This is a genomic window from Vibrio sp. A8-1 (assembly GCF_013048685.1).
Lineage (GTDB): Bacteria > Pseudomonadota > Gammaproteobacteria > Enterobacterales > Vibrionaceae > Vibrio > Vibrio metschnikovii.
Genome location: NZ_VHTC01000017.1, coordinates 1 through 26,885, shown reverse-complemented (window position 1 = coordinate 26,885; position 26,885 = coordinate 1). Strand labels below are relative to the sequence as shown.

The 26,885-nt window shown below is 42.5% G+C and carries 26 protein-coding genes, 1 tRNA gene and 1 pseudogene; 21 read left to right on the top strand and 7 right to left on the bottom strand.

Translation table 11 applies throughout. The features are described from left to right. Position 1: 1 nt before the first annotated feature. On the bottom strand, positions 2 to 2,074 hold the full coding sequence (dinG, locus tag FKN93_RS10635; RefSeq protein WP_004394950.1) for an ATP-dependent DNA helicase DinG: 2,073 nt from the start codon (positions 2,072 to 2,074) through the stop codon (positions 2 to 4). A gap of 549 nt (positions 2,075 to 2,623) precedes the next feature. Between dinG and FKN93_RS10630 the strand changes: the two genes are divergently transcribed. Together FKN93_RS10630 and FKN93_RS10625 are read left to right on the top strand one after the other, a co-directional pair. Next, positions 2,624 to 3,577: a porin gene (locus FKN93_RS10630; protein WP_170905080.1), complete on the top strand. Its 954-nt coding sequence runs from the start codon at positions 2,624 to 2,626 to the stop codon at positions 3,575 to 3,577. Between the two features lie 75 nt (positions 3,578 to 3,652). Next, a complete protein-coding gene (locus FKN93_RS10625) occupies positions 3,653 to 4,321 on the top strand; it encodes a DUF2057 family protein (RefSeq protein ID WP_170905079.1) in 669 nt (222 codons plus the stop codon). A gap of 21 nt (positions 4,322 to 4,342) precedes the next feature. Here FKN93_RS10625 and FKN93_RS10620 read toward each other — a convergent pair whose 3' ends face one another. The 4 genes from FKN93_RS10620 to FKN93_RS10605 form a co-directional block, all read right to left on the bottom strand. Then, positions 4,343 to 4,801 (bottom strand): YchJ family protein, encoded by a 459-nt coding sequence (locus FKN93_RS10620; protein WP_170905078.1) that lies wholly within the window; start codon positions 4,799 to 4,801, stop codon positions 4,343 to 4,345. 59 nt (positions 4,802 to 4,860) lie between these two features. Next, the gene (locus tag FKN93_RS10615) at positions 4,861 to 6,072 is read right to left on the bottom strand and encodes an HDOD domain-containing protein (protein ID WP_170905077.1); all 1,212 of its coding nucleotides are present in this window, start codon (positions 6,070 to 6,072) and stop codon (positions 4,861 to 4,863) included. A 122-nt stretch (positions 6,073 to 6,194) separates the two neighbouring features. Beyond that, complete coding sequence (gene lpxH / locus FKN93_RS10610; RefSeq protein WP_154170623.1) at positions 6,195 to 6,929, bottom strand: UDP-2,3-diacylglucosamine diphosphatase; 735 nt, start codon at positions 6,927 to 6,929, stop codon at positions 6,195 to 6,197. A 39-nt stretch (positions 6,930 to 6,968) separates the two neighbouring features. After that, positions 6,969 to 7,463: a peptidylprolyl isomerase gene (locus tag FKN93_RS10605; protein WP_004394955.1), complete on the bottom strand. Its 495-nt coding sequence runs from the start codon at positions 7,461 to 7,463 to the stop codon at positions 6,969 to 6,971. Between the two features lie 146 nt (positions 7,464 to 7,609). Between FKN93_RS10605 and cysS the strand changes: the two genes are divergently transcribed. From cysS to nadA, 16 genes are all read left to right on the top strand, one after another. Then, positions 7,610 to 8,992, top strand: coding sequence for a cysteine--tRNA ligase (cysS, locus tag FKN93_RS10600; protein WP_154167712.1), 1,383 nt, complete (start codon positions 7,610 to 7,612; stop codon positions 8,990 to 8,992). Positions 8,993 to 9,189: 197 nt separating this feature from the next. Next, positions 9,190 to 9,711: a crossover junction endodeoxyribonuclease RuvC gene (gene ruvC, locus FKN93_RS10595; protein WP_004394957.1), complete on the top strand. Its 522-nt coding sequence runs from the start codon at positions 9,190 to 9,192 to the stop codon at positions 9,709 to 9,711. A 75-nt stretch (positions 9,712 to 9,786) separates the two neighbouring features. Beyond that, positions 9,787 to 10,404: a Holliday junction branch migration protein RuvA gene (gene ruvA, locus FKN93_RS10590; protein ID WP_004394958.1), complete on the top strand. Its 618-nt coding sequence runs from the start codon at positions 9,787 to 9,789 to the stop codon at positions 10,402 to 10,404. A gap of 111 nt (positions 10,405 to 10,515) precedes the next feature. Beyond that, the gene (gene ruvB / locus FKN93_RS10585) at positions 10,516 to 11,520 is read left to right on the top strand and encodes a Holliday junction branch migration DNA helicase RuvB (protein ID WP_115152648.1); all 1,005 of its coding nucleotides are present in this window, start codon (positions 10,516 to 10,518) and stop codon (positions 11,518 to 11,520) included. A gap of 704 nt (positions 11,521 to 12,224) precedes the next feature. Then, positions 12,225 to 13,811, top strand: a complete 1,587-nt coding sequence (cydA, locus tag FKN93_RS10580) for a cytochrome ubiquinol oxidase subunit I (protein ID WP_170905076.1) — start codon at positions 12,225 to 12,227, stop codon at positions 13,809 to 13,811. 16 nt (positions 13,812 to 13,827) lie between these two features. Then, on the top strand, positions 13,828 to 14,964 hold the full coding sequence (gene cydB, locus FKN93_RS10575; protein ID WP_004394961.1) for a cytochrome d ubiquinol oxidase subunit II: 1,137 nt from the start codon (positions 13,828 to 13,830) through the stop codon (positions 14,962 to 14,964). Between the two features lie 11 nt (positions 14,965 to 14,975). Next, positions 14,976 to 15,083 (top strand): cytochrome bd-I oxidase subunit CydX, encoded by a 108-nt coding sequence (gene cydX, locus FKN93_RS10570; RefSeq protein WP_010319196.1) that lies wholly within the window; start codon positions 14,976 to 14,978, stop codon positions 15,081 to 15,083. After that, on the top strand, positions 15,076 to 15,387 hold the full coding sequence (gene ybgE, locus FKN93_RS10565) for a cyd operon protein YbgE (RefSeq protein WP_050782709.1): 312 nt from the start codon (positions 15,076 to 15,078) through the stop codon (positions 15,385 to 15,387). The genes cydX and ybgE overlap by 8 nt, the downstream gene beginning before the upstream one ends. Positions 15,388 to 15,562: 175 nt before the next feature. After that, complete coding sequence (ybgC, locus tag FKN93_RS10560; protein WP_004394962.1) at positions 15,563 to 15,973, top strand: tol-pal system-associated acyl-CoA thioesterase; 411 nt, start codon at positions 15,563 to 15,565, stop codon at positions 15,971 to 15,973. Continuing rightward, on the top strand, positions 15,963 to 16,646 hold the full coding sequence (tolQ, locus tag FKN93_RS10555; protein WP_004394963.1) for a protein TolQ: 684 nt from the start codon (positions 15,963 to 15,965) through the stop codon (positions 16,644 to 16,646). Before ybgC ends, tolQ begins: the two co-directional genes overlap by 11 nt. A gap of 3 nt (positions 16,647 to 16,649) precedes the next feature. Next, entirely contained in the window at positions 16,650 to 17,090 is a 441-nt protein-coding gene (locus FKN93_RS10550; protein ID WP_004394964.1) for an ExbD/TolR family protein, read from the top strand. A 17-nt stretch (positions 17,091 to 17,107) separates the two neighbouring features. Next, entirely contained in the window at positions 17,108 to 18,187 is a 1,080-nt protein-coding gene (tolA, locus tag FKN93_RS10545) for a cell envelope integrity protein TolA (RefSeq protein ID WP_004394965.1), read from the top strand. 12 nt (positions 18,188 to 18,199) lie between these two features. Beyond that, positions 18,200 to 19,552, top strand: coding sequence for a Tol-Pal system beta propeller repeat protein TolB (tolB, locus tag FKN93_RS10540; protein ID WP_004394966.1), 1,353 nt, complete (start codon positions 18,200 to 18,202; stop codon positions 19,550 to 19,552). 47 nt (positions 19,553 to 19,599) lie between these two features. Next, entirely contained in the window at positions 19,600 to 20,139 is a 540-nt protein-coding gene (pal, locus tag FKN93_RS10535; RefSeq protein WP_004394967.1) for a peptidoglycan-associated lipoprotein Pal, read from the top strand. Between the two features lie 14 nt (positions 20,140 to 20,153). Beyond that, on the top strand, positions 20,154 to 20,936 hold the full coding sequence (gene ybgF / locus FKN93_RS10530) for a tol-pal system protein YbgF (RefSeq protein ID WP_170905075.1): 783 nt from the start codon (positions 20,154 to 20,156) through the stop codon (positions 20,934 to 20,936). Between the two features lie 272 nt (positions 20,937 to 21,208). Further along, positions 21,209 to 22,270 (top strand): quinolinate synthase NadA, encoded by a 1,062-nt coding sequence (gene nadA / locus FKN93_RS10525; RefSeq protein WP_040904210.1) that lies wholly within the window; start codon positions 21,209 to 21,211, stop codon positions 22,268 to 22,270. Between the two features lie 72 nt (positions 22,271 to 22,342). On the opposite strand, the gene FKN93_RS10520 is transcribed toward nadA, so the two are convergent. Further along, positions 22,343 to 22,918, bottom strand: coding sequence for a UPF0149 family protein (locus tag FKN93_RS10520; protein ID WP_158143734.1), 576 nt, complete (start codon positions 22,916 to 22,918; stop codon positions 22,343 to 22,345). Positions 22,919 to 23,136: 218 nt separating this feature from the next. Between FKN93_RS10520 and FKN93_RS10515 the strand changes: the two genes are divergently transcribed. From FKN93_RS10515 to FKN93_RS10505, 3 genes and pseudogenes are all read left to right on the top strand, one after another. Continuing rightward, a tRNA-Ser gene (locus FKN93_RS10515) sits at positions 23,137 to 23,224 on the top strand. A 313-nt stretch (positions 23,225 to 23,537) separates the two neighbouring features. After that, positions 23,538 to 24,772 (top strand): annotated as a pseudogene (locus FKN93_RS10510) (tyrosine-type recombinase/integrase). Positions 24,773 to 24,850: 78 nt separating this feature from the next. Continuing rightward, positions 24,851 to 25,006 carry an AlpA family transcriptional regulator gene (locus FKN93_RS10505; RefSeq protein ID WP_170905074.1) on the top strand — a complete coding sequence of 52 codons (156 nt, stop codon included), beginning with the start codon at positions 24,851 to 24,853 and terminating at the stop codon, positions 25,004 to 25,006. A gap of 85 nt (positions 25,007 to 25,091) precedes the next feature. Here the strand turns inward: FKN93_RS10505 and FKN93_RS10500 are convergent, their stop codons facing one another. Then, on the bottom strand, positions 25,092 to 26,150 hold the full coding sequence (locus FKN93_RS10500) for a hypothetical protein (RefSeq protein ID WP_170905073.1): 1,059 nt from the start codon (positions 26,148 to 26,150) through the stop codon (positions 25,092 to 25,094). Between the last annotated feature and the right edge of the window lie 735 nt (positions 26,151 to 26,885).

Sequence of the window (26,885 nt, the reverse complement as noted above, 5' to 3'; positions counted from 1 at the left end):
ATTATTCAATAATTCGTTGAAAAGGGGGAAGCGCATCCAAAAGAGCTTTACCGTAGCGTTTAGAGACGATACGTCGGTCAAGCAGCACTACTCGGCCAGAATCACTTTCTTTACGCAATAATCGCCCCACGGCTTGAATTAATTTTTTACTCGCCTCAGGGACACTAATTTGCAAGAAGGGATTACCACCGCGTTGCTGAATATATTCAGCATGGGCTTGTTCAACGGGGGAGCTAGGCACAGCAAAAGGAATTTTGGTTATGATGACGTTTTGTAAAAGTTCACCCGGAAGGTCCAGTCCTTCCGAAAAGCTACCAGTACCAAAAAGGATGCTTGTTTTGCCGCATTGCACGAGCATTTTATGTTTATTGAGCAGCTCAGTTCTGGATGTTGTACCTTGCATTTGCCAATCCCAAGCTTTTTTTAGAAATTTTTTGCTGATTTTTTGCTCAACTTCTTTCATTTGCCAGTAAGAAGCAAACAGGACCAAATTGGCTTGATTAGGGACAATGTACTGATGAATCTTGTCGACGAGATGATCGGTATATTGTGCCGCTTGCGGCTCATAATCCATCTTAGGGATCAATAGCTTGGCTTGGTTTTGATAATCAAACGGAGATGATAAGGCTAAAAATCGTACGCCATCTTCTGGTTTTTCACTGATCCCAGCCTGACGACAAAAGAAACTGAATGAATTTAAGGCTCGCATCGTCGCAGAGACCAAAATGGCCCCAACACAGCGACTCCAAATTTGTTGATCCAACTGCCAACCAATTTCAAGAGGTGAGACATTAACAATATAGTCGCCTTCTCGTTCACTATGGATTGCTAACCAGCGTGCGAGTGGGGCTCCTTTTTCTCGTTTAGGCTCAGCCATTAATTGCCAAACTTGGGCGAGTTTTTCTAAACGTTGTAAGAAGAAACCTAATTCGGCGAGAACAGGCTCAGCTAAACGGCTGGCCAGTTCACCGTCTTTGACGCGTTCGGCGATTAAATCGGTAATTTTGCTCACGGCTTGGTTGGCTTTTTGAGAATGCAGCTTAAGCTCTTTAGCTTGTTCTTCAAGCCAGTTAGGCAGCTCACCATGTTCAAAACGCAGCACATTCTCTTCAAAAGCGCTGGAATCAAACTGATTTGGTAGTTGATTGAGGAGCGGGATCAGTTGTTGTAAGGCGTTACGCGCTTCATTTTCAAAGCGTGCGACTCGTTTGGCATCCGCTAGCGATATTGCGCGCGCGAGCGCTTGATTGAGCTTTTCTAACCAACTAACGCTGCCTTTCATACTGGCTGAGGCTGAGGCATGTTCACGGGCCACATGAGGCAGATGGTGCGCTTCGTCAAACACATAAATGGTATTTTCAGGTTCAGGAAGAATTACGCCTCCACCTAAGTCGGCATCGGCCATCACCAAGCTGTGATTGGCAATAATGACATCGGCTTTATCCATTGCTGATCGAGCTTTTTGAAAAGGGCAATCTCGATGAGCGGCGAAGCTACCATTACAACTGTGTTTATCACTGACAATGGTTGACCACACCAAATCAGAGATAGGACTTGGCCAACTGTCTCTATCGCCATCCCACTGACCGTTTTTTAGCTGCAGATACAGTGTTTGTAATTGTTCAATCTCTTTTGCTGCTGGTTTGGTTTCAAACATCGCTAACTGGTTGTCATCGTTACCACAAGCTGCCGCTAATTTTTCAGTACAGCAATAACGCTGTCTGCCCTTGGCGATCAGTAAAGAAAAGTTTTGATCGGTGATACGGCGATACAGCGGCAAATCTTTGTGCATTAGCTGTTCTTGCAAAGCCACGGTTGCGGTGGATATCACCACCTTACGTTGATTAAGCAGTGCAACGGGTATGACGGCCATTAGATAAGCGAGTGATTTACCAATCCCGGTTCCTGCTTCTGCGACGATCATGCGGGTTGAAGCGTGATATTGACCACAGAGAGTTTTAGCAATTTCTGCGACCAGAAAATTTTGTGCGCGACGAGGAATAAAATTATCCAACTGATGGTGCAGATTTTGGTAACTGGTACGAATCGATTGTTGAATTTTTGTGGTTAACATAACGGGACCTAAGTAGCAGGAGCCGGATAGTAACACAGCTTTTTAGATGAGCGGTGGGGAATTTTGTCGGATGAAATCGAAAATTTTGGAGCCATAAGCTCGATAATTGCCTGCTTTTAAATCAATTCTAGATCTTGCTCACAAAAAAAAACTGAACCTTCATACACTTAAGATGTTCAAGATGCATTTTGGTTTTTAAGCCTTTTTATTTTCTTAGTTTTGGTTTACTAATCTGAAAATTTCCTTTAATTTAGATTTAAGTTCTGATTATTGGTGTAATGTTAAACTATTTAACATTTATTATTAATTATGTTTTGCAGCTTTAACGCTTATCAATAGAACAAAATTTTTACTTAAGTTGTTGTTATTTAATTATTTATGTTGTTTTTATAAATATTTTTTTTCATATTTGACATGTGCCGTATTCTTTTGCAATCTAAAGCTCGAATTTAGTGGCGATGGTAACTAACCGCAGAGTTAGCCGACCATCTTCTAAAACTAAGGGAACCGAAACGGAATTCCCATACTAAGAAAAGGCAGTGGATTATTATGAAAAAAACTCTAGTCGCACTACTGGTTGCTTCAGCAGCAACGTCAGTAAACGCAGCAGATATCTACAAATCAGACGACGTGACTGTCGATTTCTACGGTCAACTTCGTCAGCACGTTGAGTTTACAAACAAAAAAGATGCAGACGGCAACAGTGTTGATCCTAAAATCGATCAAGGTTCTTCACGTGTTGGTGTAAACCTAACTTACAAAGCCCTTGAAGAAGGTTTGGACGTTGTTGCTAAAGTTGAGTACCGTGTCGATGAAAGCTGGTCGCTACGTCAGCATTACATTGGTATGAGCTCTGAGTACGGTGTAATGACTTACGGTAAGCATATTCCAATCTATGATGATGTTTACGGTGCGGAATATTCATACCATTATGGTTTAGCGCCATATAGTGGTGGACTGGATACTAACTTTTGGCAAAGCAGCGCAATTAAATACCAGTTGGCTCTAGACAATAGCTGGGTGAAGGCACAATACAACCTAGCTGAGAATAACACCAATGCTGAGTTGTTCGAGATCTACGCTGGTACTACTTATGATTCATGGGCTCTGCATATTGGTGGCGCTTCAATGACTGACAAAGTTGACGGGAAAAATGTCGAGTCAACTTACTTTGAAGCGACAGCTGAGTACCTATTAGGTAAAGGTACGGTTGGTTTTACTTATGCTTATAACGAAGATAAGAACAAGCTAACAGATGCTAAAGTGAAGACAAACGGTTTCCACCTAGGTGCTAAGTACGAAGTTGCTCCAAAAACGTCGCTTTACGGCGGCGCACAATTTATCGACGGTAAGAACGATGCGGCCGACATTACTAACCTATACCTAGGTGCTGAGTATATGTTTGCTAAATGGGCACGTACTTATGTTGAATACGGTTTCAACGATACTGACAACGAGAAAAACGTAAGCAGCCTTGCTATCGGTGCTCGTGTTTACTGGTAATTCATAACGTTATTGTTACTATAAGCCCAGCAATGCTGGGCTTTTTTAATGTTTTTTATGGGAGAAACGATTGTAATGACGACTTATATCAATCTAATCTGGCGTGGATGCTTACTGGTTTGCAGTATGGTTAGTCTAGCTCATGCGCAAGTGCAATTGGTGGTGCCTGAGGCGATTAACTTATCCGTAGTTAATTTAGAAAAACCGCGGCTCGAAGGTGGGCTATTTAGCAGCAATAAAACGCTAGTTTTGCCTAATGGGACGCATCAAATCGCTTTTCGTTACTCCCAGCCATTCGTGAATCGCGATACGGTAGAGACGGTCAGCAGTGAATTAGTCATATTGAAGTTTAATGCTGAAAATCAAAAGCTAACTTTTCCGTTACCCGATTATCGCAACGCCCAGCAAGCGCGAAGAGAGATTGATCACTTTACTTGGCAATTGATTGATACTACCAACCAACGACCAATTGAACAGGTCAATGACATTATCGCCATCAGCGGCTTTGTACTCGGACAAAATTTTATTGATAACGTGATAGAATACAATAAACAATCCGGCAAAGCGTCAATTAGCATGAGCTATCTGACGGTGGATAATCACGCTAAATCGATACCTAGTCACTCTCAGCCGCTTCCGACTGCCGATGAAGACTCTCTTGTCAGTCAACTGCAACAGCTCTATTTGCAAGCGAATCAGCAGCAGAAAGCCGTCTTTCGTCAATGGATCAGTCAGCAAGAGTAATTGGGAAGACTGAAAAACAATTTACTCACAGCATTGCTTGAATTTTTTACCGCTCCCGCAAGGGCATGGCTCATTACGTCCGACTTTATTGTGCTTTGGAAAGGTGCCGTCAATGTAGAACCACTGCTTCTTTTCCCTCACAAAACGTGATTGTTCTTCTAGGCAAAGCGTTTGCTGCTGATCAATAAAGAAGGCTTTAAAGTGTACAAAGCCTTCGTTGGGATTATTCCCCAACCACGTTCGTACGACGTCTAATCCTGTCCATTGGCTATTGATTGAATCTGCGATGGCATCTCGCTGAAGCTCGGCGTCACAAGAGGGGTGATAAGTATTGATGACAAAATCGACTAAACCTAATACATGGGCACTATAGCGAGCTCGCATTAATTGCTCTGGAGTCTGTGCATTAGTAGGATCAGAATGAATCGGTTGGCAGCATTTGGCATATTCAACTTGGCGTTGACAATAGCAGATATCCATAAAATAAAATCATCATAGAAAAATAATCAACGAAGTTTAAGGATAATGGAGATAGCTGTCTACTGATGGCTATTGAACAAATCTGCAGTCCAATGAACGGCTTGATGATAACAATCACTGATGGTTTGTTCAGGTAATGAGAGCTGGTGAGCAAGGTCGTTCACGGTTTGCCACTCGGCTTGTTCATACGCTTTAATCAGTTGCAATACCTTACCTAACTGACCGGATCCTGAAACAATCGCGTCTTTGACTTGCTGTTCAATCGGCATCTCTTCAATAATATCTGCCAAGGGTTGATCGAGTAAGCCATCAATCAATGAAAACATTCCTGTTAGGAAAGCATTACCTGATTGGTCGGCATTGGCAATATTGAGAGACAATAATTCACAATAACGAGCTCGCTGAATGGATAAACCATACAGTGCATCAGGCTTATCTTTATGAGTGGAGGCAATCGCGACTAAAGAGACAAAGCGACGTAATCTTGTCTCACCCAGATAAACTAGGGCTTGTTTAAAGGAGCGTATTTTTGAGCTCACCATGACCGAAGAATTGACAAAGGTCAGCAATTTATACGAGAGCGTCAAATCTTTACTGATTAATCTTCCTAACTCTTGATAGTTAATCTCTTCCTTGGCAATTTCTTTGCAGAGTTGCACGATGGTTAAAAATGCGGGTTCCAGTGCTTTTCGTTGAATTAACGCTGGCTGACTAAAGAAATAACCTTGGAAGTAACAAAACCCTGCTTGTTTTGCTAGCTCAAACTCTTGATAAGTTTCAACTTTCTCGGCTAAAAATTGAATATTATATTTTTGATTTTTTTTAATAAATAGGCGTGCTTTTTCAATAGGAACAGTATGAATATCAAATTTTATAATGTGGACATGAGGTAAAAAAGCTGCCCACTCTTTACTGGGTACAAAATCATCGAGGGCAATAGTATAACCGAGCTTTTTGAGCTCAATGATCGCATTAAGGAGTTCCTCGGTGGGTGTACAGCCTTCCAGTACCTCGATAACTAAGTTACTGGAAGGAAATAGGGTTGGTACGAGGTTAATTAAGCTTTGATAAGGAAAATTAACAAATTCCCATAATTTTCCGGCACGATATTGTACTGACCAAAAGTGGTCTGATAACAATCGGCTGGTGGCAAGTTCAGCATCGATTTGTGGGAAGGTATTGTTAGGACCATCACGAAACAGTAGTTCATAACCGACCGTGTTACGATCTCGATCTAAAATCGGTTGCCTAGCAATATAGAAATACTTCAATAGCGTGCCCTTCTTTATTGTCTACCCGTTGTCTATCGTCTTAACGTACCACCATTAATAGTAGTACGTTTGTTAGGCTAACCCAATGGATGCTCTTGAAAAGAGTCTTTTATTATTGAAAGCTAATCAACCCTTGTGATGAAAGGGAGCGTTTCTAAAGCGTAGCCTTGTGGAGAATAGCGCAGTACCGATCCTTGATGATGCCAATCGCCAAGAACGATCCGGATTTTTGTCCCATCTTTATCGATATGATGAATGGCTGGTCGATGGGTATGTCCATGGATCATCAGCGCGACTTGATGTTTGTTCATTACATTGACCACCTCGCTAGGGGTGACATCCATGATCTCCATGGCTTTATGAACTTTATCGCTGCGAATATCGGTTTGTACACGTCGAACAATACGTTTTTTTAAGCAATAAGGTAATCGGTTAAATACCCATTGTAGCCAAGGTTGATGGACTTTTTCACGGTAGGCTAAATAACGAACATCTTCGGTGCATAAGGTATCACCATGTAATACCACCGCGGATGTGCCGTACAAGTTGATCCGTGCCTCTTGCTCAAGTAAGGTCACGCCAGTGTCTTTAGCAAAACGTTTACCCACTAAAAAGTCGCGATTACCATGGATGAAGTAACACGGTACACCAGCAGACGTCAGTTGTTGAAACTCTTGTTTAATTTGCTGACTAAAAGGGGTGGGATCATCATCTCCGATCCAAAAGTCGAATAAATCCCCCAATACGTAGAGAGCATCGGCTTGTATGGCGTCCTTGCGCATAAACTGAATGAAACAATCCGTAATATCGGGGCGCGAAGGGGTCAGATGAAGATCTGAGATAAACAGTGTGTGCATAAGGCCGTTAATGGAGCGCAGCCGCGCTCCATCCATTGATTATTCTGCGATAGTGGTATGAGTAATCACTACTTCATCCAGTGGGACGTCTTGATGCATGCCATAAGAACCGGTACTAACGGTTTTGATCTTATTAACAATATCCATACCTTCAATCACTTCACCAAAGACGCAGTATCCCCAGCCGTCACGACTTTCAGATTTAAAATCAAGGAAAGTGTTGTCATTGACGTTGATAAAGAATTGCGAGCTGGCTGAATGTGGATCCATGGTACGTGCCATTGCCAGTGTGCCTGTTTTATTGCTTAACCCATTGTTTGCTTCATTACGGATTGGCGCACGAGTGGCTTTTTCTCGGAGACCAGAAGTCATACCACCACCTTGGATCATAAAGCCATCAATCACACGATGAAAAAGCGTGTTATCGTAAAAACCATCACGACAGTATTGCAAAAAGTTAGCACTGGTTTCAGGGGCTTTCTCGGTATTCAGTTGAATTTTTACGTCACCAAAATTGGTATGTAGGGTGATCATAGCTATTACCTTTACTTGTTTTGTATGAATGGCTGATTTTAGCCTAACTTTTTGCGCATTCAAAACACCAAATGGATGACCTAGTGATAATAGAGTTGTTATACTCGTTCATCATTTTAGTAATTAACGGTAAGTAGATAGAGATCATGCTGAAGATTTATAACTCACTCACAAGACAGAAAGAGGAATTCAAACCCATTACAGCCGGAAAAGTTGGCATGTATGTCTGTGGAGTCACCATATACGATCTCTGTCATATTGGTCACGGTCGTACCTTTGTCTCTTTTGATGTGGTATCACGCTACTTACGCTATTTGGGTTATGATTTAACTTTCGTGCGCAACATTACTGATATTGATGACAAAATCATTAAACGTGCCGCTGAGAATGAAGAATCTTGTGACTCGTTGACGGAACGACTTATTCAAGAGATGTACACCGATTTTGATGCGCTCAATATATTGCGTCCTGATGTAGAACCACGTGCCACGGCTTATATTGAAGAAATCATTGCTTTGGTAGAACGGCTAATTGATCGCGGTTTTGCTTATGTTGCAGACAATGGCGATGTTATGTTTGAAGTCAGCAAATTTAAAGAGTATGGCCGACTCTCCAAGCAAGATTTAACCCAACTGCAGGCCGGTGCTCGCGTTGATATTGAGACTGCAAAACGTAGCCCACTCGATTTTGTATTATGGAAGATGTCTAAGCCGGGTGAACCCACGTGGCAATCCCCATGGGGGCCTGGACGTCCTGGTTGGCATATTGAGTGTTCAGCGATGAATTCTTCTATCTTGGGTAATCACTTTGATATCCATGGTGGTGGCTCGGATCTACAGTTTCCTCATCATGAAAATGAAATTGCCCAATCTTGCTGCGCTCATGATACCCAGTATGTGAATACTTGGATGCACAGTGGCATGGTGATGGTAGACAGAGAAAAAATGTCAAAATCGCTGGGTAATTTCTTTACCATTCGTGATGTGTTGCAACATTATGATCCAGAAACCGTACGTTATTTCTTAATGTCTGGGCATTATCGTAGCCAATTAAATTACAGTGAAGAAAACCTCACTCAAGCTCGAGCGTCTTTAGAGCGTCTCTATACTGCCTTGCGTGGTTTGGATATGACGGTCGCAGCGGCTGGTGGTGAAGAGTATGTCAGCCGCTTTACCAGCGCGATGAATGATGATTTTAATACCCCAGAGGCCTACTCGGTCTTATTTGATATGGCACGTGAAGTTAACCGACTTAAAACAGAAGATATGCTTCAGGCGAGTGCTTTAGGGGCATTAATGCGCGAGTTAGCGGATGTGATTGGTATTCTATACCAAGAGCCAGAACGCTTTTTGCAAAGTTCGGTTGCAAATGATGACCAAGCCGAGGAAATCGAAGCGTTGATCAAACTGCGTAATGACTCACGCGCGAATAAAGATTGGGCTAATGCGGATCTTGCTCGTCACAAGCTGACAGAGATGGGCATTATTTTAGAGGATGGTCCGAACGGAACCACTTGGCGACGCAAATAAGCGAACCATGTCTACGACACAGCGGGTTTATGGCCCGCTGTATTCTTTTCTGCTGAGTATTATCTTTTTATCTAACGTGGCGAGTGATGAATGACACTTTATGCCTTGTCCACGATATTTTTAGCTATGTTAATGGTTTATCTTCACGGACTAGTGATAATCACACGTTGTTTAAGTCGTTCAACTAGGAATAAAACATGTCAATAATTCTGGGCATCGATCCCGGATCACGCATTACTGGTTATGGCGTTATTCGTCAACAAGGCCGTCAGCTTATTTATCTTGGTAGTGGTTGTATTCGTACCTCAGAGCAGGAGTTTCCTTTACGACTCAAACAAATTTACGCTGGAGTGAGTGAAATCATCACTCAATTTCAGCCAGATGCTTTTGCTATTGAACAAGTATTTATGGCGAAAAATGCCGATTCAGCGTTAAAACTGGGTCAAGCTCGTGGTAGTGCCATTGTCGCCGCCGTGAATGCTGATTTACCCGTTTATGAATACGCGGCGCGCTTGATTAAACAAGCGGTAGTTGGGACAGGGGGGGCGGATAAAACTCAGGTCCAGCATATGGTGCAACAAATGTTAAAATTACCAGCAAAGCCTCAAGCGGATGCCGCGGATGCGTTAGGGGTTGCTATCTGCCATGCCAACACCAATAAAACGTTATTGGCTTTAGCTGGTAAAGCCACCCATGCTCGGCGTGGACGTTATCGCTGAGTTTAACTGGCTATCCATCCAGTTATTTATTATTATCTAACTCATTCTCTCCTAGTTATCAGCAAGGAAATTCCAGTGATTGGACGTCTGCGTGGCCTATTAATAGAAAAACAACCTCCGCAAATCGTGATTGAAGTCAATGGCGTTGGTTATGAAGTACAAATGCCGATGAGTTGTTTTTATGAACTGCCGAACATTAATGAAGAAGCGATCATCTACACGCATTTTGTGGTCCGCGAAGATGCCCAACTTTTGTATGGTTTTAATACGGTGAGCGAGCGGGCTTTATTTCGAGAAGTGATCAAAGCCAATGGGGTTGGTCCGAAGATGGGACTGGGGATTTTATCCGGTATGACGGCAAGCCAGTTTGTGGCTTGCGTTGAACGTGAGGATATCTCAACCTTGATTAAACTGCCTGGAGTAGGTAAAAAAACCGCCGAACGATTATTAGTTGAGATGAAAGACCGTCTTAAAGGCTGGGGAAGCGGCGACTTATTTACCCCAGCGACGGATGCTGCACCATTAGATCATTCCCCTGTAACTGCAGAGCAAAATGCTCAAGAAGAGGCGATCAGTGCCTTACTTTCTTTAGGTTATAAACCCGTCCAAGCCTCTAAAGTGGTTTCTCAAATGGCAAAACCGGGAATGACCAGTGAGCAATTAATTAGAGAAGCATTAAAATCAATGGTCTGATGATGATAGGTTTATTGTCTGCTTGGCTGCAGCGTCTCACTTACCACCTTAAACTATGCTAATTAATACTGACTCTGTCGCCCTTATCATTACACCATGGGAATCTCTGTTATGATCGAAGCCGATCGCCTTATTGCCCCAATCAGTCCTGCTTTTAAAGAGGAAGAAGTGATAGATCGGGCTATTCGACCGAAAAAACTTGCCGACTATCAAGGACAAGATCATGTTCGTGATCAAATGGAAATTTTTATCCAAGCGGCACAAAAACGCAGTGAACCTCTCGATCACTTATTAATTTTTGGTCCTCCTGGACTGGGTAAAACTACGTTAGCTAATATTGTCGCTAACGAAATGGACGTGAATATTCGTACTACCTCAGGTCCAGTATTGGAAAAAGCCGGTGATCTTGCCGCGTTGCTGACCAATTTGGATGAAAATGATGTCCTATTTATTGATGAAATTCATCGTCTGAGTCCAATGATCGAAGAAGTACTCTATCCTGCCATGGAAGATTACCAATTAGATATTATGATCGGTGAAGGTCCTGCTGCTCGGTCAATTAAAATCGATTTGCCGCCTTTTACCCTGATTGGAGCTACCACCCGCGCTGGATCGCTCACTTCACCATTACGCGACCGCTTTGGTATTGTCCAACGTCTAGAATATTACAATGTCGCTGATTTACAGAATATTGTGCAGCGCAGCGCGCAATGCCTTGGACTATCAATGGATGCGGATGGGGCATTAGAGGTCGCGCGCCGCGCGCGAGGTACACCACGGATTGCTAACCGCTTATTGCGCCGAGTGCGAGATTATGCAGAAGTGAAAGGAAATGGACATATCTGTCTGGATACGGCGGGTAAAGCGCTCGATATGCTTGATGTCGATCATCTCGGTTTTGATTATATGGACAGAAAGCTACTGTTGGCGATCATGGAAAAATTCTCTGGTGGTCCCGTTGGGCTTGATAACTTGGCCGCGGCGATTGGCGAAGAGAAAGATACCATTGAGGATGTATTAGAACCTTTCCTTATTCAGCAAGGTTATTTGCAGCGTACCCCTCGTGGACGTATTGCAACCGATCGAGCTTATCTGCATTTTGGAATAGAAAAGTAGTCTCTGATTTCAATTCGATACGCTATTTCATCATCAATCGAGGTAAAGCTTCGCTTTTCTGATCAATAAACTCAATACTGTCGAACGCTTCAACTATCGGCAGTATTGAGGTTACCTTATCTGCAAAATATCTCCTGTGATTCCTTTATGACCATGTCATACGTGCTCTGTATGATTTATGTGTGTTTATGTCAGAGCCTAGCTGGCTATTGAGTGGCGACATGAACCGACGTGAGGAGAGTGCTTAATACTCCACGATAGAAAAAGCGGAATAAGCTCAAAATATTTTTATTTCGGTCACATTTTTACACATTACTTAAAATGACGAAAAATAGACTAATTGAGTTTATTGTTAACTGATTGTGTTTAATATCCGTATCCACTCTGCTTTTTTTTACCTTATTAAAACACCCAATCTGACCTTTTCTTGATTTGTATCATTTTGTTGTTTTTTTGCGCATTGATGTATCACGGAAATTGATTTAAATCAAAGCGCTTTCCCAAACAAACCCTTTGAAACTCAGGGTCTTTGGCAGTAGTATTAGTCGCAGCTATATTAGCTAGAGCTTAACGATTTACTAACCACAACGGCACATAATTGCAACAATTCATTACAAGAAATTAAGCGGTGATCTTACGTTTAATTCACGTATACGTTGGGCGTTATGTCATAAGTGTCATTCAGCCGACACAAAGGAGTTACCATGATTGATGTAGTGGAGCTATCGCGGTTGCAGTTTGCACTGACAGCGATGTATCACTTCTTATTCGTTCCATTGACTTTGGGCATGGCGTTTTTACTCGCCATTATGGAGTCACTTTATGTAATGACCGATAAGCAAATCTATAAGGACATGACAAAGTTCTGGGGTAAGCTTTTCGGGATTAACTTTGCACTGGGTGTGGCGACTGGCTTGACCATGGAGTTCCAGTTCGGAACTAACTGGTCTTACTATTCCCACTACGTCGGCGATATTTTTGGTGCGCCGCTCGCCATTGAAGCGCTGGTCGCTTTCTTTTTAGAATCAACCTTTGTCGGTTTGTTCTTCTTTGGATGGGATAGGCTTTCTAAACGCCAACACCTTACCGTAACTTGGCTGGTTGCTTTAGGCTCTAGTTTCTCTGCCTTGTGGATTCTTGTTGCTAACGGTTGGATGCAAAACCCTGTAGGTGCTGAGTTCAATTTTGAAACCATGCGTATGGAGATGGTTAGCTTTGCTGATGTGGTACTCAACCCGGTCGCACAAGTTAAATTTGTTCATACAGTGGCTGCTGGCTACACCACCGGGGCGATGTTTATTCTTGGTATCAGCGCTTACTACCTACTGAAGGGACGTGATGTTGCGTTCGCTCGTCGCTCATTTGCTATCGCTGCCTCTTTTGGTATTGCCGCAGTCCTGTCTGTAATTGTACTTGGTGATGAATCAGGTTATGAGCTGGGTGATGTACAAAAGGTAAAACTAGCGGCTATCGAGTCTGAGTGGCACACTGAACCTGCTCCTGCTGCGTTTACCCTATTTGGTATTCCTAACCAAGAAACGATGCAAACGGATTATGCGGTCAAAATTCCTTATCTGATGGGGATTATCGCGACTCGTTCATTAGATAAAGAAGTCACCGGTTTACGTGATCTACGTGAAGAGCATTTAGATCGTATCCGTAATGGTATGTATGCCTACGACCTATTACAGCAACTTCGTGCCGGTGATAAATCGGCAGAGAACATGCTGGCCTTTAATGAGGTTAAGCAAGATCTCGGTTATGGCTTACTGCTAAAACGATACACTGAGAATGTTGTTGATGCCACAGAGGCGCAAATCCAAGCCGCAGCAGACGATTCTATCCCTACGGTATGGCCGCTATTCTGGTCTTTCCGTATCATGGTGGTCTGTGGCTTTATTATGTTGTTTGTGTTCGGCGCGGCGTTTGTTCAAACTTGTCGCCAAAAAATCGAGCAGAAAAAGTGGGTACTCAAAGCGGCACTATGGAGTATTCCATTACCATGGATTGCTGCTGAGGCGGGTTGGTTTGTCGCTGAATACGGTCGTCAGCCTTGGGCGGTCGGTGAAATACTTCCGGTTAACGTTGCGGCATCCGCATTGACGGCGGGACAAATTTGGACATCACTGATTGCGATCTTAGCGCTGTATACGTTATTCCTTATTGCTGAAGTGTATTTAATGCTGAAGTTCATTCGTAAAGGCCCAAGTAGCTTGAAAACTGGCCGCTACCATTTCGAACAAAATGGCAGCTCGTTGGAAGACAAAGTCAACCGTCAAGTCGAAGCCTAGGCAAGGAGAAAGCAATATGTTTGATTACGAGATCTTACGACTGATTTGGTGGGTACTGATTGGTGTCCTACTTATCGGTTTTGCCATCACCGATGGCTTTGATATGGGGGTTGGAGCATTAGTCCCTATTTTGGGTAAAAACGACTCTGAGCGTCGAGTGATGATTAACTCGATTGCCCCTCACTGGGATGGTAACCAGGTGTGGCTCATTACCGCTGGTGGTGCACTATTTGCCGCTTGGCCTTTGGTTTATGCCACATCATTCTCTGGATTTTATCTGGCGATGATGGTCACTCTTGCTGCGCTTTGGTTACGCCCTCTGGGCTTAGACTATCGCTCTAAGATAGAAGATCCAAAATGGCGTAATACCTGGGACATTTGTATCTCGATCAGTGGTTTTGTGCCACCAATCATTTTCGGTGTCGCGTTTGGTAACTTGTTACAGGGCGTTCCTTTCCAATTGAACGAACTGATGATGCCAAGTTATCACGGTTCATTCTTTGGTTTGCTCAATCCTTTTGCTTTAGTGTGCGGATTAGTTAGCTTGTTTATGATCTTGATGCAAGGTGCCACGTGGTTACAAATGAAAACCACCAGCGATTTGCATACTCGTGCACGCAATACCGCACAATTAGCCGGTTTGTTAACCTTTGTCTTGTTTGTGTTGGGTGGTTTTTGGATTCAACATATTGATGGTTATGTGATTGTCAGTGCAATTGATACTTCGGCTGCCTCTAATCCGCTAAATAAAGAAGTAATTCGTGAAGCGGGTGCTTGGATGCATAATTTCCAACAGTATCCTATCTTGTGGTTGGCTCCTGCGCTTGGGGTGGTTATGCCGCTACTGGCTGTTTTAGCGTCACGTTTTGAAAAATGCGCTTTGGCGTTTTTAGTATCAAGTCTTGGTAATGCTGGGATCATCTTAACCGCTGGTTTTGCGATGTTCCCATTTGTCATGCCTTCAGACTTAGTACCAAGTCATAGCCTAACCATGTGGGATGCAACATCGAGTGAGTTAACTCTGAACTTAATGACTGGGGTAGCTTTTGTTATGGTCCCTATTATCTTGAGTTACACGGTATGGTCTTACTATAAAATGTTCGGTCGCTTGGATAACAAGTACATCGAAGATAACAACAACTCACTTTACTAAGGAGCGAAACAATGTGGTATTTTGCATGGATTCTTGGTGTATTGCTGGCTTGTGCGTTTGGCATCATCAATGCTCTTTGGTTAGAGCACTCTGAAATGATGGATAAAGACCGTGAGTGATTGGTCTGAACGACTCACTAGACTGCATCAACCATTAGATAAAGGTGCTCTTAGAGCATTAGTTATGGTGTTAGGGTTTTACCATGTTGCAATGGTCATGTGGGATCCTGAAGCCTATGCAGTGAGTATTGGTGGGTTCAATGCCATTATTGGTCCATTACTGATTTGGGCAATGTGTTCAAGTATGGTTTACGGGGTTGGTTTCAAGCCACGTTATTGGTTATGGCAAGGCGTTTTTAGTCCTTACTTTTCACTGCCAATCCTCGTTGGGTTCTTGTTCTTGCGTTTTTCAGGAGTATCGTAAAGTCATTCATAAGACTGACACGACAGCAAAGTAACGATAGCGCTATCTTTTAATCAGATAGCGCTATTTTTTTAGCACATTCCAACAAAATCTTACGCTTCTTCTTGTACTCGCGCTGCCGAGATGCGGTATAGTAATCAACTCATCTTAACCATGACTGAGGCGACTTGGCATTATGGGGCAAATTTTTGATTGGCCGATAACGGTCTATTATGAAGACACCGACGCGGGTGGTGTGGTTTATCATGCCAATTATCTGAAGTTCTTTGAACGTGCGCGTACCGAAATATTGCGTTCGTTGGGTTTTTCTCAACAGCAATTATTGGAACAAAATATCGGTTTCGTGGTCCGAAGTGCGAGTGTTGATTTCATCCGTGCTGCACGTTTGGATGATCAATTAACCGTGAAAACCTCGGTCGTTGAACTTAAAAAAGTCTCTTTAACTTTCTGTCAAGAGCTGGTCAATCCTAACGGACAGCTATTGTGTAAAGCCTTAGTTAAGGTAGCATGTATCGATAACCAGAAAATGAGGCCGATTGGATTGCCTCAATCAATGATTTTGGAGTTTACTCATAGTGACTGCTGATATTTCAATGCTCGATCTATTTTTACAAGCCAGTTTACTGGTTAAATTGGTGATGTTAATTCTTTTAGCTATGTCAGTTGCTTCTTGGGCAGTGATTATTAAACGTCATAAAGCATTGGCACAAGCGGAACGTCAAGCCGAAGAATTTGAAGATAAATTTTGGTCAGGCACCGACCTGTCTATTTTGTATCAAGAGGTCAAAAAGCGTAAAGATACGCTAGAAGGTACCGAAGAGATTTTCTACAGCGGTTTTACCGAGTTTGCTCGTTTACACAAAAGTAACGCCAATGCACCAGATTATATTATGGAAGGTACCGGGCGGACGATGAGAGTGACCGTCGCTCGTGAAGTTGATGAGCTAGAAGCGCATTTGCCTTTTTTAGCGACAGTTGGCTCAATTACTCCATATATCGGCCTATTTGGAACGGTCTGGGGGATTATGCATGCCTTTATCGCCTTAGGTGCTGTTAAGCAGGCGACGTTAGCCATGGTAGCTCCTGGTATTGCCGAAGCTTTGGTCGCAACAGCAATGGGTCTGTTTGCTGCCATTCCAGCCGTCATTGCTTATAATCGATTCAGCAGTAAAGTGACTAAGCTAGAACATATTTACGCTACTTTTTCCGAAGAGTTTCATAGTATTTTACACCGCCAAGCGATGGCGGGTAGGGAATAACGCATGACTGGCTATCAACCGAAGAAACGGAAGATGACAGCAGAGATCAATGTCGTACCCTATATCGATGTCATGTTGGTGTTGTTGATCATCTTTATGGTGACCTCACCTTTCATTACTCAAGGGGTAGAGGTTGAGTTGCCGAGAACGACCATCGCTCAATCAACGGCAGAGCTTGCTGGAGACAGTGAAGCAAGCTTTATCATTGTTGAGGTTGATCAAGCGGGTAACTTAGGACTAAGCGTCAATGATGAAGAGATGCAACGTGGACTCTCATTGCAAGATTTGATTGTTCGAGTAAAAGCTGAGTTATCATTAAAACCGGATTCACCCGTTGCCGTTGGGGGAGATGCTGCGACACCATATGCGGAAATTGTCTTAGTTTTAGATGAATTGAGTCGAGCCGGTGTTGCAAAAGTCGGTCTATTAACAGACATAAAATAATAGGTTTGCCATTGCTAATGAAAGCAAAAAAAACATTGCAACGTGCCGATAATAAACCATGGTTGATTTCGGTTGCCCTTCATGTTCTTTTAGTTGTGGTGCTTTTTTGGGGTGCGGATTTTACACAGTCAAAACCAGAAACGCCTTCTGCTGGAGCGATGATGCAAGCGGTCGTGATTGATCCTAGCTTGATTCAACAACAAGCACAGCAGATACGTAATCAGCGTGAGGCTGCGGCAAAACAAGAGCAAGAGCGATTAGATAAGCTGCGTCGTGAAACCGAACAGCTCGAACGTAACCGAAAAGCCGAAGAAGAGCGCATTCGTCAACTGAAAGAGCAGCAAGCGCGAGAGGCACAAGCGGCTCGAGAAGCTGAGCGGGTTCGTCAACAGCAAGAACAACAGCGTCAAGTGGCTGAAGAAAAAGCGCGTCAAGAGCAAGAACGTGCTGCAAAAGCTGAAGCGCAACGTAAAGCTACAGAGCAAGCAGCCAAAAAAGCCGAAGCGGAGCGAGTAGCAAGAGAAGCCGCGGCAGCGAAAGCAGAACAAGAGCGTATTGCTCGTGAGAAAGCAGCTCAGGCCGCGCAAGAAAAGGCGCGTCAAGAACAAGAAGCAGCAAAGCGCGCTGAACAAGAACGAATTGCCAAAGAAAAAGCCGCTAAAGAGGCGGCAGAAAAAGCTCGACAAGAGCAGCAACGTTTGGCTCGACTAGAGCGTGAGCGCAAAGAGCAAGAAGCGGCGATGAACAGCATTTTTTCTGGTCTGGAAAGTGAAGCGCAAAGCATTTCCGCAGCGCGATCACAGCATCTTGCCAATGAAGCGCAGCGTTGGGGAGCTATCTATACCCAAATGATCCAACAAAACTTGCTGCTTGAGGATAGTTTTCGAGGACGACAGTGTCGAGTTAATTTACGTCTCATCCCTACTGGCACAGATGCTATAGTAGGTGACGTTCAAGTACTCAATGGCGATAATCGGCTATGCGCAGCGACTAAGAGAGCGGTAGCAAAAGTTGGTAGTTTCCCTCTTCCTACCGCCGATGAAAAGGATCTTATTGAAAGGCTGAAAAACATTAATTTAACTGTAGCACCTGAGTAAAAGGAACCGTTTGTGTTAAAGCGATTAATAATAGGATGGTTACTGGTTTTCACCAGTAGTATGCAACTTGCCTATGGGGCACTAGAGTTGGTGATTACCGACGGTATTAATTCTGCTCGTCCAATTGCCATTGTTCCTTTTAAATGGGAAGGAAAAACACCACTACCGGAAGATATTTCGGCGGTGATTGCTTCCGATTTACAACGCAGTGGCAAGTTTAGTCCCATTGCCACCGATAGAATGCCACAAACGCCTTACAGTGAAACTGAGGTTACGTTTGATGCATGGACTCGAATTGGCGTTGATGCATTACTGACCGGTTCAATTACTCTCAATCAACAAGGTAATTATGTTATTAATTATCAGTTGGTTGACGTGGTTCGTGGTCAGTTGACCCAAGGGCAAAGCCGAGCGTTAAGTGCTGATGGGCAGCTCGTGCTGTCTAAAGATCATGTGTTATTTAACAAAGTCGCTACGATACCTGCGCCACGGATGCGTGAATATGCGCATCGTATCTCTGATCTGGTTTATGAAGAGTTAACGGGTGAAAAGGGGGCTTTTTTAACGCGTATCGCTTATGTTGTCGTTAATGATAAAGACTCTTTCCCTTATCAATTACGTGTTGCTGACTACGATGGTTATAATGAGCGCTTGGTGCTGCGTTCTAAACAGCCATTGATGTCTCCAGCGTGGTCACCAGACGGTCGTCAGTTGGCTTATGTCAGTTTTCAAAATGGCCAAGCTGAGATATTTATTATGGATATCTACACTGGGGAACGTGAAAAATTAACCTCATATCCAAGACATAATGGTGCACCGAGGTTTTCTCCAGATGGTAAAACACTGGCATTAGTTCTGTCGAAAACTGGGACGCTGCAAGTCTATACGCTTGATTTAGCTTCTCGTAAACTCACACAAATCACCCATGGCCGTTCAAATAATACCGAACCATTTTGGCATCCTGATGGTAAGTCGCTCATATTTACCTCAGATAGGGGTGGTAACCCGCAGATTTATCGAGTAAATTTGGCAAATCAGGCGGTGGACCGATTGACATGGCAAGGACGGCAGAATCTCGGTGGGCAGATTACCCCGGATGGCCGATTCATGATCATGGTGAATCGAAGTAATTCAGGCTTTCATATAGCCAAACAAGATCTTGAGACCGGTGCATTACAAGTATTAACACAAACTTTGTTAGATGAGTCTCCAAGTATTGCTCCAAATGGTGGCATGGTTATTTATAGTTCGATGTATAATCAGGCCAACGTCTTATCGATGGTTTCTATTGATGGGCGATTTAAAGCAAGGTTACCGGCAACCAATGGACGAGTTAGATCGCCAGCGTGGTCTCCGTTTTTATAGCCAACATATAATTTAGCAACTAACTATTTCATAGTAAGGAAAATAAGATGCAACTTAATAAAGTTCTCAAGGGACTCCTAATTGCGCTACCTGTTTTAGCTATTACTGCATGTAGCTCAAGTGATGACGCCGCATCAGCGTCAGGTTCACAGACTAACCAAACTACGTCTGGTAGCGCGGGTGGTGTTGATACTACCGTTGTTTCTCCAATCGGTGAATATGGCCAGTTGTCAGAGCAAGAGCTTAAAGAGCAAGCACTTCGTGAAACGCAAACCATTTACTTTGCATTTGACAATGCCACTATCGCACGTAGTTACGAAGAAATGCTTGCTGCCCATGCTGCTTACCTAAGCAAAAACCCGAGTCTAAAAGTGACAGTAGAAGGCCACGCTGATGAGCGCGGTACGCCAGAGTACAACATTGCGCTTGGTGAGCGTCGTGCTAACGCTGTAGCCAAATATTTAGAGGCTCTGGGTGTACAAGCCAATCAAATTTCGATCGTGAGCTATGGTGAAGAAAAACCACTGGTTCTAGGTCAAACTGAAGAAGCTTACGCGAAGAACCGCCGAGCTGTTCTTGTTTACTAATTGAGGTATCCCTCATGTTCAGTAACTTAAAGCAAGTTTTTACGCTTACGTTACTGGCAAGTGCAGCGAGCATTACGCTCGCTGCACCAGCTCCAGTATCCGATCTTAGTCAGCGTTCAGTCTCAACGTCGGCTAACCGCGGCGTGTCAAATGAAGGTGATGTTGCCCGTTTAGAACGATTGCTTGAAAATCGCAACCGTATGCAGTTGCAAATGCAGCAGCAACTCGATGAAATGGCACTAGAAATTAATGAGCTCCGTGGCCAACTAGAAAGAAATACCTACGATATGCAGCAAATGTTGCAGCGCCAGCGTGAACTGTTTGTTGAACTCGATAATCTACGTAGTGCAGCTAAACAATCGCCATCTGTAGCAGATGTCACAGCTAGCAATCAAAGTGATGAGTTACCACTCGGCACTTTTAGTAGTGATGTAAACGAGCAAGCGGCTTATCAGAATGCCGTGGATTTAATTTTAAAAAAGCGTGATTACGCTGGTGCGATAGCAGCATTTGAAAAATTCCAAGCTGATTATCCGGATTCTAGTTTTGCGGCAAATGCCCACTACTGGCTTGGTCAGTTACATTTCGCTAAGCGACAAGATCAGCAGTCAGCGAAAAGCTTTGCGGCGGTATTAAGTTATTCCGATTCGAATAAACGCGCCGATGCTTTAGTCAAGCTCGGTGATATCGCTGCGCGTAATAATAATGCGGCGCAAGCAAAGAAATATTATCAGCAAGTAATTAATGAATATCCGAATAGTGCTTCGGCGAAAGCCGCTCAGGATAAATTAAAGTAACGAATTGATATAAATGGATAATGCTGAGCCACTCTTATGAGTGGCTTTTTATTAAGTGCTCTATACCTCAACTACGTTGAGTTGCAAGTAAGCGGCAAATGAGTGAATTCCCATGAGCATAGAAACTATGCGATTGGAGTGAACGAACGGAGCCAACACCGCTGCAGCTTCAAATGGGGAGGGTATGTTGATTTAAGTCTGGTTTTTTTGTGTACGATGACCGATACAGTGTACAATATGCGAATTATTATAATGATCCATAGAGCAGAGCAATGAGTCACATACTGGATAAAATAGACACCGTTTACCCTTTCCCAGCTAAGCCTATTCCTCTTAGTGAGATGGAGAAAACTACCTATTTAGCAAGCACTAAGCGGTTACTAAAAGAGAAAGATGCTGTACTGATCGCCCACTACTATACTGACCCAGAAATTCAAGCCTTAGCTGAAGAGACGGGCGGCTTTGTCGGCGATTCACTAGAAATGGCTAAATTTGGTAATCGTCATTCTGCAACCACACTAATTATTGCTGGTGTACGTTTTATGGGGGAATCAGCGAAAATACTGACTCCAGAAAAGCGGATTCTGATGCCAACCTTAAAAGCCGAGTGTTCGCTTGATTTAGGTTGTCCTGCTGATAAGTTCACCGAATTTTGTGATGCCCATCCCGAGCACACCGTTGTTGTTTATGCCAATACTTCAGCCGCAGTTAAAGCGCGCGCAGATTGGGTAGTTACCTCAAGCATTGCCTTAGATATTGTTGAGCATCTTGATTCACAAGATAAAAAGATTATCTGGGGACCAGACCGTCACCTTGGCGCTTATATTGCCAAAAAGACCGGAGCAGAAATGCTCTTGTGGCAAGGAGAGTGCGTAGTACATGATGAGTTTTCTGCCGATGCCTTACGCAAAATGAAAGGGTTGTATCCAGATGCTGCGATTCTCGTTCACCCTGAATCTCCGGCCAGTGTGGTTGAACTGGCTGATGCGGTTGGCTCGACCAGTCAATTAATCAAGGCAGCAAAAACACTCCCTCAATCAACCATGATTGTGGCAACGGACAAAGGCATTTTCTTTAAAATGCAGCAAATGGTGCCAGAGAAACAATTAATTGAAGCGCCCACGGCTGGTGCAGGAGCCACCTGCCGCAGCTGTGCTCATTGCCCGTGGATGGCAATGAATGGATTGAAAGCCATAGAACAAGCACTCCGCGATGGCGGTGAAGAGCATGAGGTGTTTGTTGATGAAGCGACACGAGTGAAATCCTTGGTGCCTTTAAATCGCATGTTGGATTTTGCTGAGCAGCTCAATCGCCAAGTACAAGGGAACGCTTAATGAAAAAACCGTCAGTTGCGACTGACGGTTTTTTTGAGTTGATGCTTTAGATGGTTGTGATCGCTGGCGTGGTTATTGAGAATCAGACTCCGCTAAATCGGCGGCACGCTGAGTCAAACCACATAGCATCACAGGAATCGCGTTATAGATTTCAGTAAACTGATCTAAATCGTTCATACCTTGTTCAGCTAAGGTGGCCAAAGACGTTTCTGGATCGTACAACATGCTCAACGATAACAACACCCCCCCCATCAGGGCATTCTCTTGACTATTTTCTGGCATCAGCACTTCCCAATCATCACGCGTTAATTGCCAGCCCTGTAAAACCCCTTCACAGAAATCACGAGTATTCTGTGTGACGATATCTTCTTCATCCAGTTCACATCCTTCAGGCCAAGACCAACTGCCGTCTAAAAGAGCAGGGCGATATTCATTCCATAAACGGATAATCAACCCAAAATAGCTTTCCATCTGCTTTGCATCACTAAAGGGAGCCGTATCATCACCACCCCACAAAAATGGCAACCATTCTGAAGGAGGAAGAACATTCGGCGCGAGGGCCATGGCAGTAATAAAGCCCTGGGTTTTCGCTTCATTAAGAAGTTTATCTTCTAAATCTGCAGCGCTTAGAATATCGTTTAAGGTCAAAGTAAAGCCTCATAGTCAACAGCAAAAAGTGAAGTTATCTTAACTCTAAACGTACGATCAATGCGAGCATCCAGGGAACTGATGAAGGTTTTTTGAACAAATGAGGTAATAATTAGCCAAACAAGCCAAGATGTGAGTTTTTTTAAGATTTCTGCTTGACCCTATTAATGAATATCACTAAATTAACGCCTCGTTAGCACAAGATGCTAGCCCATTACGGTGAGTTGTCCGAGTGGCTGAAGGAGCACGCCTGGAAAGTGTGTGTACGGCAACGTACCGAGAGTTCGAATCTCTCACTCACCGCCACATTCAAGTTTAAAGACGTCTCAGGACGTCTTTTTTCTTATCTAAAAATTATCAAAATCAATGAGTTACGGTTTCGTGGCGTTCCATAAAGTGTCGTAAAAGCGCTTGTCTAGAGTAATACCTAAAGTAATACCCAGTATTCCTACTTGATGCTAGTATTACTTTTGAGCACTAAATCAGGTATTACTTTGTTGTCATTTTCTCTATCAGTTCGATCTTTAACTTGATGTAAGTTAAGCAGTTATCGACCAAAAGTAATACCTAGATTTTTTCGAAAATTGAGCTTTGTTCAGGTATTACTTGAGGGATCAAAATGGCGAATAATCTTACGGCTAGGCAAATCCAAACGGCAAAGCCCAAAGATAAGCTCTATCGCTTATCTGATGGCGGCAATCTCTACTTCTGTGTGCGTACAAGCAATTCACGTTCTTGGCAGTTTCGTTATAAACGACCTGGTCAGGACAAAATCACTTATCTTTCCTTTGGTACTTATCCAGACATGTCCTTGGCAGAAGCGCGAGAGAAAGCGCTAGAGGCCCGAAAGATGCTTGCGGATGGTATTGATCCTCAACTGGCCAAAGAAGAGCAAAAGGCCAAAGTTATTGTCGAGCAAAATGCGACGTTCAAGTTTGTCGCTGAGCAGTGGAAGGCAACAAGGAAGGGCAGATAAAAGAGAAGACTCTCAATGGTAACTGGCGCAAACTGGAGCTCTATGCTTTTCCCAAGCTAGGCACGATACCCGTTAGCAAAATCACGGCGCCTATCGCTATTGCGGCGTTGCGTCCCGTTGAAACACAAGGCTTACTAGAAACCGTAAAACGTACCGCCCAACTGATGAACGAGATCATGAATTATGCTGTAAACAGCGGTGTGATTCATTCTAATCCATTATCTGGTATCCGTGACGTATTCAAGAAGCACAAAGTAGTGCACATGAAAGCGCTACAGCCTCATGAGATGCATGAGCTTATTCGAACGGTAGCAACCGCCAATATTCAGCATGTGACGCGCTTTCTGATTGAATGGCAGCTTCATACCATGGTTCGCCCTAATGAAGCGTCAGGCGCTCGCTGGGAAGAAATAGACATGGCAAACCAGCTATGGATTATCCCGAAAGAGCGAATGAAGATGAACCGCGAGCATGTTGTTCCTCTAACGCCCCAGACTCTAGCGCTCCTTGAAGCGATCAAGCCAATTAGCGGACATCGAGACTATATATTTCCTTCGAGCCGTAACCCGAAAGTCCCAACCGATTCAGAAACAGCAAATAAAGCACTAGGGCGGATGGGGTTTAAAGATAGGACGACAGCTCACGGTCTTCGTGCTTTGGCCAGTACAACACTTAATGAACAGGGCTTTGATGCAGATGTTATTGAGGCTGCGCTTGCCCATACGGATAAAAACCAAATACGTAAGGCTTATAACCGTACTGACTATTTAGACTCTCGCCGTAAGCTAATGAGCTGGTGGAGTGAACATATTGAGAAATCAAGTTATGGAAGTTACAGTGTTACTGGTATGGAGCATTTACATTTGGTAAAAGCTTAAGTAACTATTTTGTATCAAATATAAATAAAATTAGACATATGTCATCTTTTTGAAATTAACCAGCGCAAGAGGTGATATATGCCAAACAATATTCGCTTGATCCGTTCTCGAGAAGTGCTGGCTTTAACTGGTTTATCTTGTTCGAGTATGTACCGTTTCATCGAACAAAATGACTTCCCTACCCAAGTTCAGCTCGGTGGACGAGCTGTGGCTTGGGTAGAGAGCGAAGTATAGGATTAGATTCGAAAGCGAGTTTCTAATAGAGAACTTTAAACTCATGTTTACGGGTTGATTTTGACCTGCAAAATTATGATACGATTTACAAGGAATCAAAAGCGTCATTTATTAGTTTCTCTATTAGCTTGCTCTTATTAATATGGTTATCTTTACAGAGTTTTTCTATTTTTGGTTCAACATTACTTTCCATCGAAAAAGTGAATGTTTTTTTATTTTTATTTTTTAATCGACTTTTTTGCTGAGACCAAGACCTTTTCATTTTTTCTATGAATTCAAACTTATTTCCTAACCCGTTAATTTTCTGTGATGCCGGCCAAAGATCTAATAGCACGATGGATGAGTAATACTTATGGATATAATCTTCTCTGTCTGCCTCTGGTAAAAACCAACCAGATATATGGTTTTTTTTAAGATAGCAATAAGCCCAATCAACCTGTTGTTTATTTTTTACATCTAACCATTGATACTTTATTGTATTAGCATTTAACCAAAAAACTTTTAATTGTTGTTGATAGTTTTTATTTAGCAACATACTATTGACTATTATATCAAGTAGGATGTGATCATACATAATATTAGGACTGCTTTCTATATTTAAGGTTAAGTGTTCTTTAAATGAAAATGTGGATAAATTAATGGAACTTGTATTTTCAAATTCATTTGATCTATTGATAACCAAGTGTTCAAAGTCAAAATCTTTTTCTTCAAGAGGTATAATTTCATTTGTGATTTGATGAAAAATATTAGAAAGATATAAGCATGATGCTAAATAGTAACATTGTCTAATATTAGAACTGTCAATCCAAAGTAAATCACTTTTAATTACACCGGTGTTGTTTAATTTTTCTATAATTGACTCTATGTTGATTGATGAAGAAATTAAATTTGATGAAATAAATTTAACATCATTTTCGAATTCTGATTTTAAATTCAAGCGATTTGGTTTATTTTTAATTACTACTTTATCTTTGTATGATTTTAAAATACCATAAGCTATAATATCATTACCTTGTTTTATATCCTTGCAGTAGTTGGCTAACACCTTTGCTTTTATAAAGTTAATATCACTTTCTTCAATATATTTTTTAATTTTTATAATATCAACAACATTTAATCCTGTTTTTTTACATTTAATTTCCATATTCTATCCCACTAATTAATGTTGTTTATATATGTATTTTTTGTGATAAATACAGTTTTTTATTGTATTTTTGTCGTCGGTTTACAGTTGTTTTATTGACAATTAAAGATAAATTTATTGTAGATTTATTGTAGATTAAATCATGATTTAACTCTAGAGTGAACGTTGTTTTTTGTGATCCTACCAGGGGATTGAAGCGGTTTTTGTGAAGAAGGTTTACTTAACTCTATCATGATCTTTTATCAGAGTGTCGAGACGTGACGTTATTTTGAACAATCCGGTGATAGCAAGGTTTGTTAGATAAAGAAATGAGTAAAATGCGCTGGTATAATAATATATATAGAACATTTAAATTAAATAACTATAAAAATAACAAGATAGTTACCTTCTATGAACAAACAACCATAGAGATAACTAATGAAAGAACTTACTTCAACTAGACATCGTACTCTAACCAATGAAAAGAGATTTCTTTCTCTTCCTGTGATTAACCATCATGGTGGATTAGTGATTAAATATTTATTTTCTATTAAAGAAACCTTGGACTTATCATTATATGAATATAGGAGAGTTTATGTTCAACGAGTTGATCTTAGATATCCTAAATTTGTAAGCGTTCACCGAGGTATCTTGACTTACCATGCCTGAAGAAGCATGTGCAGTTTATAGATCAAAAACGTTCGGGTACGGTTTCTTCTCAACGACTGACGTGATGATTTCACTCAGAACTGACAT